This is a genomic window from Moorena producens PAL-8-15-08-1, from assembly GCF_001767235.1.
GTDB classification, from domain to species: Bacteria; Cyanobacteriota; Cyanobacteriia; order Cyanobacteriales; family Coleofasciculaceae; genus Moorena; species Moorena producens_A.
Map to the genome: position 1 here is coordinate 925,931 of NZ_CP017599.1, position 12,110 is coordinate 938,040.

Sequence of the window (12,110 nt, forward strand, 5' to 3'; positions counted from 1 at the left end):
TTTTACCACTCCCTTACTCCCTACTCCCTACTCCCTACTCTCTACTCCCTACTCCCTACTCCCTACTTGCTACTCCCTACTTCCTACTTCCTACTTGCTACTTCCTACTTCCTACTTGCTACTCCCTACTCCCTGTTCCCTTTGCTATAGTTGCCAAATTCCGATTATTGTAGAGACTCATGGCCTTTTCTACACCTTGCTTAAGAGACAGTTCAACTGCCTCAACGGCTAGTTGGACTACTTCCGACATTAACTCGGTTTCCTGAGGTGAAAATTTTCCTAGGACGTGGGAGATCGTGTCTGGCTTCTGACTGGATTTGCCAATACCAATGCGCAGGCGAGGGAAGTTTTGCGTACCCAGATGGGCAATTGCGGATTTCATGCCATTGTGTCCTCCCGCTGAACCGGAAAGGCGCAGACGCAAACGCCCTACTGGTAAGTCCATATCATCATAAATGATCAAGACCGACTCAGGTGTGAGCTTGTACCAATCAGTCACCGCCCGAATTGCTTGTCCAGAGCGATTCATGTATGTAAGGGGCTTGAGCAAGCTTAGCTTATTTCCTTTTAGTCCAATTCCTTGACCAAACCATCCCTGAAAGCGGCGATTTTCGCTCCCTGAAATCTGTAATCGACGTGCGATCGCATCGACTACTTCAAAACCGATATTGTGCCGCGTTTTATTGTACTTGGGTTCCGGATTACCTAAACCCACAATCAGTTGAGGAATTATAATTTGTCCGGTTGTTTCGATAGTGCTCATGGTCAAAAATCGTTTGGGTCAAGGGTAGGTAATGGGTAACCCATTACCTACCCTTTATGATCTAGATGTTTCCGGACATCATAACAAGGGAGTGGGGAGTAGGGCGAAGCCGTGCAGGCATGGGTGCGGAACTTGACACGTCATACTTTACATGTTATATTTCACACGTTATATTTCACACGTTATACCTTTCCCCATCCCGGATTAACTACGCAGGATATTGAAAGAGGGATTCCAGATAGACACGAGCACAAGCGCGATAACTCTGGGACGTTTCTGGAGTCTTACCAATACCATTTTGGAGCAAAAATAGGGAAAGTGCTGCTGCGAAGACCCGGTCTTGGTCCCAGCTAGGATGGGTTTCTAGGTAGCGCTTGAGAGACTCGTGCAGGTCTTCGGGGATTTCTGCCAGGATACTTACGGTTGCGTTCATAGTCACCTCTTCATATAAAGGTATTTTTGGAAAAAGCCACCTGATTTCAAGCACTTCAGATAACTGCCTTGGCCAAAAGAAAGCCAAGACAAGCCAGCACCGAAGCACTGAATTTTGATGTCACCCTTGCTTTAGTTCAGAACTATCCCCAAATCAGGTAGGGTAGTCCGTGCTAACCCCTGCTAGTCGGCGTAGGTTAGCTGAGAGCAAATTTTTTTATAGGTTGGTCGCACCATTTTCATCTGAAATGGGGTGGGTTTGTCAATGCTGCGAAATATTACAACTCTTGTTGACATGCCGAAATGTATACCAAATAATCAGGGTTTGAGGCGCTTTTTTGTTACACAACTTTACATAAACTGTGGTCTTAACTACTGCGGAATACTAAGTCGGGAAAATCCCCAGTAAAACTGGAATACCTAATGCCACCGTTGAGGCTTGTGGAAAACTATGGGAAAACTGTGGAAAAGCTTGAAGCTCTGTGTGGAAACAGTGGGGAATCTGTGGGGGAAATTTGGGAGAAACGATAAGAATTCTTACAGTTTCGTTGGCGGTGGAAAACTGGTGACCACAGATGGGGTCATTGTAAATTGTGATTCCTGATATATTAGTAAACTAGTGTTAGTGAACTAGTATTAGCAAACTCTTGAGTTGACTCCTTAAGGAAAAAACAAGGAAAAAAATCTAACTACTGACTAATTGCTTCTACTATAATTATGTGGTATTGTCGGGTATATTGTCCCTACGCCACCTTAAAGCTTCTTCATGAATTTGTTGTATGTCTTGATCAGAGATTTTGTCGATGTGGGACAAGACTAAACTCATGCGGCCTTGAGCCTTGAGTTGCTCACGGTGGCGGCAAAGAAAATCCCAGTATAAGAAATTAAAGGGACAGGCTCCCTCTCCAGTGCGTTTCCGAGGATTGTAACCACAACTGCTGCAGTAGTCGCTCATTTTATTGATGTAGTTAGCTGAGGCAGCGTAAGGTTTGGATGCTAGGATGCCGCCATCGGCAAACTGACCCATGCCAATCACATTGGTTTGCATCACCCAATCATGGGCATCGATAAAGGCTCCATGAAACCATTCTTCTATAGATTGAGGGGAAACTCCAACAATTAGAGCAAAATTGCTCAACACCATCAGTCGCTGAATGTGATGGGCGTAACCGGTGCGTTCAACCTGACTCAAAATTTGGCGTAAACAGTTCATGTCTGTTTTCTGGGCATGCCAGTAAAAGTCAGGTAGGGGCTGGGTGTGGTTGAACCAATTGCTTTGGGAGTAGTCAGGGTTCATATAGATATAAATGCCGTGCATATATTCCCGCCAACCCAGCACTTGACGAATAAATCCTTCTGTGCTGCTTAAGTCGAGTTGGTTTTGGTGATAAGCATTCTCCACTGCTTTAATTACTTCCTCAGGTTGGAGTAAGCCGATATTGAGGTAAGGGGAAATTAGGGAGTGCCACATGGTATCTTCGTTGGTGACCATGGCATCTTGATAGGGACCAAAATTGGGTAGGCGATGGTGAATGAAAAAGTCTAATACTTGAAGAGCTTGATGGCGATTGACCGCCCAACGGAATGGTTCTGTTTTTCCGTAGGTGGGAAAGTTTTGAGCATTAACGGCGTTGATCACGTCTTGGGTGATTGGGTCGGGTTCAAACCACAGGGCGTCTGGTGGATTTAGATTACGTTTTGGGGGTTTACGATTTTGTTTATCGAAATTCCATTTGCCACCAATTGGCTTATTTCCTGCCATCAAACTATTAAATCGCTTGCGCCCCACCCGATAGAAGTTTTCCATTATTAGACGTTTTTGAGATTTCGCCCAGGTTTTAAAATCAGACTCGCTCCACAGAAAATGATTGTTGGGAATAAAGGTAATTTGGCAATTTAGTTTTAGGTTGCCAATTATTTCTGCAAAGGGTCGGTCATTGGGCGTCATTACCCGTAGTTCGGTAATCGTATTTTTTGTGACCCAGGCTTGGAGAGGCGTTTCAAAGTCGTCCGCTGTTTGATAGCTGACTGGCCAACCTTGCTGGCGTAATTCCTCAGCAAAGTGTCGCATGGCTGACCAAATGAATACCAGTTTTTGGCGGTGGTAGCGTCTTTGTTGGACGTAGCTTAGGGATTCAATCAGAATTACTGGCGTATTTTGATGGTTTTTTTGACAACTTTTTAGGGCTGATTGTTCAGTCCAAAGTTGATCCCCTAGTACCCAAATCCCGATAGTCATTCTGGCTAATGCTTTTTACTGTATTGATATCATACAATAACTTCAGGGATTTTTGTGTTGAGTTTTAGGAAGTAGGGAGTGGGGAGTAGGGAGTAGGGAGTAGGGAGTAGGGAGTAGGGAACAGGGAGTAGGGAGTAGGGAGTAGGGAACAGGGAACAGGGAACAGGGAACAGGGAACAGGGAACATAAAAATAAGGGATTAATTAAATTAAAAATAAACCCTTATTAAGGTATATTTATGGAGATATTACTCAGAAATTAATCAAATTTTTATTCTCTAAATTTCGAGGCTTATTTAGCAGCAATAATAATTATTTTTTAGAGTTTTTTGAAAATTAATCAAATAATAGTTATAGCAATTATGTTTTCCATGAGCTACTAAGGGATCCCCCTAAATCCCCCTTAAAAAAGGGGGACTTTGAGGTTGCTAACTGTACCTCGTACATGCAATAAACGCTATATATAGAGCAGTTATCTAGCGGTTTTCATGATAATGAGGTACACAGTATTTTTTCCCTGTTCCCTGTTCCCTGTTCCCGATTCCCGATTCCCGATTCCCGATTCCCGATTCCCGATTCCCTAACACCCAGACCGAATTACAAACCGCTATAAATACGGCTAAATACTACATATCTCAAGGCGAGAGAAGAGAGATACGCCACCCATAAAAAAGGCAAAGTATGCCCAACCGGAAAAGAATCCGACATAGCTGACTGGTAGATGCCCCTGGGGAGCATTGAGGGTGAAGGGCAGGTCAACGTAATCTAGCCACTTTTCGTTGGTGTGCCATCCGAGTTGATCGCCAAAGCGACAGTAAGTTTCATACTCATAATCGGCACCAGGAGTTACCTGCACACTCTCGGTCACTAAGCTCTGCCAGATTTGTTTCTGTACACTAAAGCCAAAGCGCCCATTGCTGTACTTTACCCAGAGGGTGTTGAGAGTATAGAGGTCTGTACAAGGAAAGGTGTTGATATCTGGGATGTCAAGCCAGCCTTCTTCTTCTCGTCCTGCTGCTTTGAGCATAACAGCGAGAGTTTCTTGATCTGCCTCTTGCCACTTTCTACGAATTAGTAAATCCCGTAATGGCCGGTAATCTACTCCTACATCAGAACTAAGGTCATCAGCTTCACTCAAAGAGATGAAATAATCCTTTTCACTCAAGGGCTGTAACCATTGCTGGACTGACTGAGGACGGTCTTTTGGCTCTAAGGCCATGCCTTGGAGAATTACTTGATTTAAGCGATCGCTAATACTAGGAACCAGTTGCTTTGGTGGCACCAGCTCTTCACCGTCATACTTGCGGTAAATTGACTCGGTAGGATTTAGCCCAGTTACGGCATGGTACATCGAAGCCGCTAGAGAGTAGACATCCACCGTGGCGTGACGACTGCCTTGGTAGTATAGCTCGTAGGGTCGAAATGGTTTATTGTCAATATGGCTCGACACATTACTATCTCGGAGTATATCCCCAGGAATACCAAAGTCAATCAACACGGCTTTGCCACTGTTACTGACCACGATATTATGAGGGCTGATATCTAAATGCACCAGCCCTACTCCATGGATTAGATTCAAGGCTGACCCAATTTGAGTGATGTACTCTACTGCATCAGTTTCAGGTAATGGTCCTGTGCGTTGTACCAAATTCCACAAACTTTCCCCGGAAATAAAATCCATTACGAGGCAGTAGGTATCTCCTTCTTGAAACAAGTCTCTGACCTGGACCAGGGATTCAAGGTCAGCAGACAGTTGAGCCAGCAGTTGTCCGTGCTTGATAAATTCTTGGCCATAGTTGGGGTAGTCTGGAGCCAATCTCAGGCTTTCGTGTGGTGTTTTAATTACAACATCTTGATTGAGTAACTGATGGACTGCTTTGTAGGTAATTCCAAACGCGCCACGTCCAAGAATTTTCTCGATCTTGTATTTACCACCATGTAACAGCTGTTGCTCTGACCAGACCATATAGATTAGTTGTTAGTTATTTCGTGCTTCGTGTTTAGGTTTAGTAGATTTACCCTGGCTCCTAGGAGGATTATCAACTAGTTTAAGACACCCTCAATTCAAATAATATTGATAATACAATTACTTCCATAGCATTAATTACATGCTATTAAATCTGAAAATTAATTTTTTGAGGATTAATTTTCAGTACTCATATACTTTAGTATAGTTCTTTCAGGTTTGCCATCCTCTGGAGCATCAGGTGTTAGTCGTTAATTACTCTGTTAAGAGAAAAAAGCTAGCTATAGGGAATCGGGAGTAGGGAGTAGGGAGTAGGGAATAGGGAATAGGGAATAGGGAGTAGGGAGTAGGGAATAGGGAACAGGCAAGAGGCAAGAGGCAAGAGGCAAGAGGCAAGAGGCAAGAGAGAAACAATTATGTGTACCTCATTAGGTTAGAAACCGCTATACTACTGAAAAGTACTGACAAATGGGATGACAAATGCGTTCGCGTAGGGTCACCTACGGTCAATCGCGTAGGGTGACCTACGGTCAATCGCATTTAGCTCAAGTCCGCAGAATGCTTCCCATTTCCCGCTTTGCCCGATTCCCGATTCCCGATTCCCGACTCCCGATTCCCGATTCCCGACTCCCGACTCCCGACTCCCGACTCCCGACTCCCGATTCCCGATTCCCGACTCCCGATTCCCGACTCCCGATTCCCGACTCCCGACTCCCGACTCCCGACTCCTGAGCCATCTGTCTAGCCCTTGCCCAGTAAGATAGGATTATCCAGACTTAAAGATAACGACTTACGTAAGCTATGGCGGAAGAAACCCTACCCTTACCTAACCCTGAGGAAGCAAATACTCCTTCTGATACATCAGCAGACCAGCCTGCTGCTAAATCAGAAGACCAGCCTGCTGCTGTAGTAGACCAACCGCCGGTGGAAATAACTGAACCAATACCTGCTACACCATCAGAAGACCAGCCTGCTGCTGTAGTAGACCAACCGCCGGTGGAAATAACTGAACCAATACCTGCGGCTCCATCAGAAGACCAGCCTGTTGCTAAATCAGAAGACCAGCCTGCTGCTGTAGTAGACCAACCGCCGGTGGAAATAACTGAACCAATACCTGCTACACCATCAGAAGACCAGCCTGCTGCTGTAGTAGACCAACCGCCGGTGGAAATAACTGAACCGAAACCTCCTACACCATCACCAGACCAGCCTGCTGCTGTAGTAGACCAACCGCCGGTTGAAATAACTGAACCGAAACCTGCTGCGATCGTAGACCAACCGCCTGCGGCTAAATCAGAAGACAAACCGGCGGCTAAGGCTCCTGCGGCCAAAAAGCCTGCGGGCAAATCAGAAGACAAACCAGCGGCTAAGGCCCCTGCGGCTAAAAAGCCTGCTGAAAAATCAGAAGACAAACCAGCGGCTAAGGCTCCTGCTGCTAAAAAGCCTGCTGCTGGGGCAAAAGCTAAAAAAGCCAAACCACCAGCAGTTGAAGATAAACCTTTTACTGAATTTGTGGAACAACATTATGTGCCAGCCCTTAAGACTGCTTTTGCCAAACAAGGTATTGATGATGTAGATGTGACCTTTGCTAAACAGAAAATCCCCATTCCGAGTTTGAGTCAAATGGATGACTGTTGGCAAGTAATGGGGAGTTGGCAAAATGGGCAACGTCAATTTAACCTTTATTTCCTAGACGAAGATATTAAAAAACAAAAGGCTTTTTCTTCGTCGGCTAATGGTGTTCAACCTAGTACGATCGAGTCATTTATGATTGATGAACGGAAAGTGACTCTTCCTCTAATGGTTCATTACACCATACAACGGCTAAATGCTCAGAAGTGGCTAATGTGGAATTAGTAAGTCTTGGCTAATGTTTAGGTAGATTTTCTGATTTTTACCGAATCTACCAACCAAGATCCAAACTGTTTTGATCCTGGAGCGATCGCTACCTTTCGCTCCCGATCACAAGGTTGGTTTTAGGGAGTAGGGAGTAGGGAGCAGGGAGTAGGGAGTAGGGAGTAGGGAGTAGGGAGTAGGGAGTAGGGAGTAGGGAGTAGGGAGTAGGGAGTAGGGAGAGTGGGAAAAAATATTGTTTCCTTTATTAGTTTTTTCTGTAACTGTTAAACTTTACTGCTAATTTTAATCATCAACGAAACAACCATAACCCTTGACTGTCCAAGGGGTTGGTTGCTACTACTATTTGTTTTTATAATTGTATAATTCGGTATTTTCACTAGGGCTAACTACTATAAGGCTGCGCCAAGATAATAGAAAAAAGGTAATAGGTGCTGCATGGCTTTATCATAACACCAAAAACTCCTCTCATAGCTTTATATCATGTCACGATAATTACCCTTAATAAAAATATCCACTATCTCCCCACACTTCCCTTAATTATGGGTATTTAACCGGACTTGATATTACTCGCTTTCTAGCCTAATCAGGTACACAATATTTTTTACCTCTTGCCTCTTGCCTCTTGCCTCCCCCTCCTGGGAGGGGTTAGGGGTGGGTTCCTCTTGCCTCTTGCCTTCCCCTCCTGGGAGGGGTTAGGGGTGGGTTCCTCTTGCCTCTTGCCTTCCCCTCCTGGGAGGGGTTAGGGGTGGGTTCCTCTTGCCTCTTGCCTCTTCCCTATTCCCTGTTCCCTGTTCCCTGTTCCCTATTGCCTGATATGACAGATTTTTATCAAGAAAACCCCTATAAAACACTAACTATAACGGCATCGTCAACTGGTCTAGAAACAGCTAAAGCAGCGTTGACCAGGCTAGATTTTGAGTCGGAAAGTAATTTGGCAAAATCCCAAGGTCTCAGTGACAGTATAGTGACGAAGTTTTTTAATTTCAAACCAATTCAGCTGGATTCGTTTAAACGGATCTGCCAGGCTCTGAAATTAAAATGGATAGAAATTGCGGGAATAGCAGAGGAAAATCCATCGGAAGCAGTAAGCACAAACGGGCAGGATTCGGAAGCAGTAAGCACAAACGGGCAGGATTCGGAAGCAGTAAGCACAAACGGGCAGGATTCTGAAGCAGTAAGCACAAACGGGCAAGATTCTGAAGCAGTAAGCACAAACGGGCAAGATTCTGAAGCAGTAAGCACAAACGGGCAGGATGCCCATTCTACTGATAGGAGTAGCTCAGAGGTGGTGGAGCCAGGGAAAAAACCTAGGCGCAAAGTGACTGTAATCGATAAAGAAACTGAAACTATTAAAACGTCTCTGGTTTTAGAAGGGGATATCGATTCAAGTCAAAATTTAAAAGTAATTAAATCTATTTTACGAGACTATCCAGGAGACACTATCACAATTAGTGATATGAAAAAAGACAGGATTCGATTAATTGTAGGATTAATAGTAGAGGATGAGAAAGAAGAGATTGAACAGCTTGTATCTCAGATAAAATCAGGAGAACTGAAAGAATTAAACGGTTTTCCTGTTCAAGATATTCAAATTTTGAGCACAAAGTCAGATGATAATGAAAATAAGGAGCTTGATTCTAAATGGCGTCTAGTGGAAGAGATTGTCAGGGGTGAAGCGATGGGTCGAGACTTGAAGGATGTTGACCTGAGTGATGCCAACCTCAGTGGTGCTGACCTCAGTGGTGCTGACCTCACTAGTGCTAATCTCAGTGGTGCTGACCTCAGTGGTGCTGACCTGAGTCGTGCTGACCTGGGTTGTGCCAAGCTGAGTGGTGCCAACTTGAAGGGTGCCAACCTCAAGGGTGTTCACCTCAATGCTGCCTACCTCAGTAGTGCTAACCTCAGTTATGCCAACCTGAAGGGTGCCAGACTGAGTACTATCAAGGGGAGTAGTGCTAACCTGAAGGGTGCCGACCTGAGGGGTGCCGACCTGAGGGGTGCCAACCTCAGTGGTGCCAACCTTAGTGATACCAAGCTGAGGAATGCCAACTTGACTCATTTCAACACAAAAAATCTTATTAACCTTAGGGGTGCCAACCTCAGTGGTGCTGACCTTTGTGGTGCCAACCTTTGTGGTGATAACCTGCATCGTGTCAACCTCAGTGGTGCTGAACTCAGTGGTTTCAACTTGAGCCGTTTCAACCTCAGTGATGCTGACCTCAGCGGTGCTAACCTCAGTGGTGCCAACCTCAGTAGTGTCAGCCTGGATCATGCCGACTTAAGTGGTGCCAAGCTTAAGGGTGCCAACCTCAGTAGTGCAAATCTCAGTAGTGCGGATTTGAGTAGTGCGGATTTGAGTAGTGCGAATCTTAGTAGTGCGAATCTCAGTAGTGCTGACCTCACTGATGCCAACCTAAAGAGTGCCGACCTCACTGATGCTAAGCTCAGTCGTGCTATCGTGGACAATACCCAATTCGGAGATAACTCAGGACTTGATGAATCCATCAAGGGTAACTTAATTAAACGGGGGGCAATGTTTGAGGATGTAGCAGGGGATAGCTCGGAAAGTGTTACCCCTAGTGAAAGATAGGGATTACGGAAATTGTTACTGCTTTGCTGATTATGGGTATGATTTTGCCCCCCTAGCCCCCCAATTTTGGGGGGAACAAAACTCTTAAAGTCCTCCGCCCCCCTAGCCCCCCAATTTTGGGGGGAACAAAACTCTTAAAGTCCTCCGCCCCCCTAGCCCCCCAATTTTGGGGGGAACAAAACTCTTAAAGTCCTCCGCCCCCCTAGCCCCCCAATTTTGGGGGGAACAAAACTCTTAAAGTCCTCCGCCCCCCTAGCCCCCCAATTTTGGGGGGAACAAAACTCTTAAAGTCCTCCGCCCCCCTAGCCCCCCAATTTTGGGGGGAACAAAACTCTTAAAGTCCCCCAAGGTTGGGGGATTTAGGGGGCTTGCACAATACCAAACGATCGCGGATTCATACTTCAATTTAGCAACGCCAAACTATCAGTTAACATCAAAAACACTGATTCTGCGGTTGAGCACGCTACAAAACGAATTAGTGTAAGAGCTGGGAGCAGCCAAAAAATACTGATTTAATATAACACCAAAAACTCCTCGGATATCGTTACTACTGTTACCTGTTATAACCAAAATGAGTCAAGAAACCCCTTATAAAACACTAACTATAACCGCGTCGTCAACTGGTGTAGATAAAGCCAAAGCAGCGTTGACCAAGCTAGATTTTGAGTCGGAAAGTAATTTGGCAAAATTCCAAGGTCTAAGTGACAGTATAGTGACGAAGTTTTTTAATTTAAAACCAATTCAGCTGGATTCCTTTAAACGGATCTGCCAGGCTCTGAAATTAAAATGGATAGAAATTGCGGGAATAGGAGAGGAAAACCAATCGGAAGCAGTAAGCGAAAATGATGGCAGTAGCTCAGAGCTGGTGGAACAACAGCAACCACCGCTTGAAGTAACTGTAATCGATAGACAAACTGAAACAATTAAAGCATCTATCGTCTTAACAGGGGATATAGATTCAGCTGAACTTTTAAAACGGATTGAATCTAGTTTACAAAACTCTTCAGGAGAGACTATAAAAATTAGTGATATTAAACGAGACAGCATCCAATTAATTGTAGAAGGTTATCAAAAAGATATCGAACGGCTTGTATCTCAGTTCAAATCAGGAGAAGTAACAGAAATAAGCGGTTTTCCTGTTCAAGATATTAAAATTTTGAACACAAGGTTAGATGATGATCAAAATAAAGAGCTTGATCCTAAATGGCGTCTAGTGGAAGAGATTGTCAGTACTGGAGCTGCGGGTCGAGACTTGAACGGTGTTGACCTGAGTGATGTTGACCTGAGTGGTGCTGACCTTAGTCGTGCTGACTTGAGTGGTGCGAACCTCAGTGGTGCTGACCTGAGTCGTGTCCACTTCAAGGGTATTGACCTAAGTAGTGCGAATCTCAGTGGTGCTAACCTCAGTGATGCCCAGCTCAAGGGTGCCAACCTGAATTATACCAAGCTCAGTGCTGCCAACCTCAGGGATGCCGACTTGAAGGGTGCCGACCTCAGTCGTGCCCAGCTGAAGGGTTCTGACCTGAGGGCTGCCGACCTGAGGGCTGCTAACCTGTATAAGGCCGACCTCAGTCATGGCAACCTCAGTCATAGTAACCTCAGTCGTGCCAACCTCAATGATGCCAGGCTGGTTCGTGCCGACCTCAGTGGTACCAACCTCAGTGTTGCTGAGCTCAATTATACCAACTTTAGTCGTGCCGACCTCAGTGGTGCCAACCTCAGTGGTGCCGACCTCACTGATGCCAACCTCAGTCCTGCCGACCTCAGTGGTGCCAACCTCAGTGGTGCCAACCTCAGTGGTGCCAACCTCAGTCCTGCCGACCTCACTGATGCCAACCTAAAGAGTGCGGACTTAACTAATGCCCAGCTCAGTCGTGCTATTGTGGACAATACCCAATTCGGAGATAACTCAGGCATTGATGAATCCATCAAGCTTGACCTAATTGAACGAGGCGCAATGTTTGAGGATGTACCAGGGGATAGCTCGGAAATTGTTACTTCTAGCCAAATCCCGCAAACAAATGCGATCAATTGACAGAATGCGATTGGCCTTTGGCCACGCTACGCGATCGCTTAAAGCAAATAATGCGATCGCATCAACCAAAAAACGCGATTGGCCTTTGGCCACGCTACGCGAACGCTTAAACCAGAAAATGGACATTGCTAAATATTGGGATCAATATCAGTGGGGTGGGCATCCTGCCTGCCTGGTAATATTGATTACCGGCAAGATGCCGGTTCCACGGTGAAATATTGATCACCGG

Annotated in this window: 11 protein-coding genes; 5 read left to right on the forward strand and 6 right to left on the reverse strand. The window is 45.4% G+C overall.

The genetic code is table 11. The annotated features are described in order from the left end of the window. Positions 1-118: 118 nt before the first annotated feature. The 6 genes from pth to BJP34_RS42245 all read right to left on the reverse strand — a co-directional run bounded on the left by pth (position 119) and on the right by BJP34_RS42245 (position 5,813). Complete coding sequence (pth, locus tag BJP34_RS03595) at positions 119-763, reverse strand: aminoacyl-tRNA hydrolase (RefSeq protein ID WP_070391158.1); 645 nt, start codon at positions 761-763, stop codon at positions 119-121. 208 nt (positions 764-971) lie between these two features. Next, positions 972-1,196 carry a DUF2811 domain-containing protein gene (locus BJP34_RS03600; protein ID WP_070391159.1) on the reverse strand — a complete coding sequence of 75 codons (225 nt, stop codon included), beginning with the start codon at positions 1,194-1,196 and terminating at the stop codon, positions 972-974. A 714-nt stretch (positions 1,197-1,910) separates the two neighbouring features. Further along, positions 1,911-3,434, reverse strand: a complete 1,524-nt coding sequence (locus tag BJP34_RS03605) for a cryptochrome/photolyase family protein (RefSeq protein WP_070391160.1) — start codon at positions 3,432-3,434, stop codon at positions 1,911-1,913. 64 nt (positions 3,435-3,498) lie between these two features. Then, on the reverse strand, positions 3,499-3,621 hold the full coding sequence (locus tag BJP34_RS48315; RefSeq protein ID WP_267876470.1) for a hypothetical protein: 123 nt from the start codon (positions 3,619-3,621) through the stop codon (positions 3,499-3,501). A 431-nt stretch (positions 3,622-4,052) separates the two neighbouring features. After that, a complete protein-coding gene (locus tag BJP34_RS03610) occupies positions 4,053-5,399 on the reverse strand; it encodes a serine/threonine-protein kinase (RefSeq protein ID WP_070391161.1) in 1,347 nt (448 codons plus the stop codon). Positions 5,400-5,654: 255 nt separating this feature from the next. Next, entirely contained in the window at positions 5,655-5,813 is a 159-nt protein-coding gene (locus BJP34_RS42245; protein ID WP_158516978.1) for a hypothetical protein, read from the reverse strand. 66 nt (positions 5,814-5,879) lie between these two features. On the opposite strand from BJP34_RS42245, the gene BJP34_RS38585 reads away from it, so the two are divergent. From BJP34_RS38585 to BJP34_RS03630, 5 genes are all read left to right on the forward strand, one after another. Next, complete coding sequence (locus BJP34_RS38585; RefSeq protein WP_149030768.1) at positions 5,880-6,131, forward strand: hypothetical protein; 252 nt, start codon at positions 5,880-5,882, stop codon at positions 6,129-6,131. A gap of 69 nt (positions 6,132-6,200) precedes the next feature. Beyond that, on the forward strand, positions 6,201-7,256 hold the full coding sequence (locus BJP34_RS03615) for a DUF2996 domain-containing protein (RefSeq protein WP_229424230.1): 1,056 nt from the start codon (positions 6,201-6,203) through the stop codon (positions 7,254-7,256). Between the two features lie 709 nt (positions 7,257-7,965). Next, positions 7,966-9,846 (forward strand): pentapeptide repeat-containing protein, encoded by a 1,881-nt coding sequence (locus BJP34_RS35980; protein ID WP_168166493.1) that lies wholly within the window; start codon positions 7,966-7,968, stop codon positions 9,844-9,846. A 571-nt stretch (positions 9,847-10,417) separates the two neighbouring features. Beyond that, on the forward strand, positions 10,418-11,881 hold the full coding sequence (locus tag BJP34_RS03625) for a pentapeptide repeat-containing protein (protein WP_083304983.1): 1,464 nt from the start codon (positions 10,418-10,420) through the stop codon (positions 11,879-11,881). Next, positions 11,868-12,095: a hypothetical protein gene (locus BJP34_RS03630; RefSeq protein WP_070391162.1), complete on the forward strand. Its 228-nt coding sequence runs from the start codon at positions 11,868-11,870 to the stop codon at positions 12,093-12,095. The genes BJP34_RS03625 and BJP34_RS03630 overlap by 14 nt, the downstream gene beginning before the upstream one ends. The last annotated feature ends 15 nt before the right edge of the window (positions 12,096-12,110 follow it).

Bases quoted from the DNA above. Each gene is read 5' to 3' on its own strand.
- pth (WP_070391158.1), bottom strand. From the start codon at position 763: ATGAGCACTATCGAAACAACCGGACAAATTATAATTCCTCAACTGATT.
- BJP34_RS03600 (WP_070391159.1), bottom strand. From the start codon at position 1,196: ATGAACGCAACCGTAAGTATCCTGGCAGAAATCCCCGAAGACCTGCAC.
- BJP34_RS03605 (WP_070391160.1), bottom strand. From the start codon at position 3,434: ATGACTATCGGGATTTGGGTACTAGGGGATCAACTTTGGACTGAACAA.
- BJP34_RS48315 (WP_267876470.1), bottom strand. From the start codon at position 3,621: ATGTTCCCTGTTCCCTGTTCCCTGTTCCCTGTTCCCTGTTCCCTACTC.
- BJP34_RS03610 (WP_070391161.1), bottom strand. From the start codon at position 5,399: ATGGTCTGGTCAGAGCAACAGCTGTTACATGGTGGTAAATACAAGATC.
- BJP34_RS38585 (WP_149030768.1), top strand. From the start codon at position 5,880: ATGCGTTCGCGTAGGGTCACCTACGGTCAATCGCGTAGGGTGACCTAC.
- BJP34_RS03615 (WP_229424230.1), top strand. From the start codon at position 6,201: ATGGCGGAAGAAACCCTACCCTTACCTAACCCTGAGGAAGCAAATACT.
- BJP34_RS03625 (WP_083304983.1), top strand. From the start codon at position 10,418: ATGAGTCAAGAAACCCCTTATAAAACACTAACTATAACCGCGTCGTCA.
- BJP34_RS03630 (WP_070391162.1), top strand. From the start codon at position 11,868: ATGCGATCAATTGACAGAATGCGATTGGCCTTTGGCCACGCTACGCGA.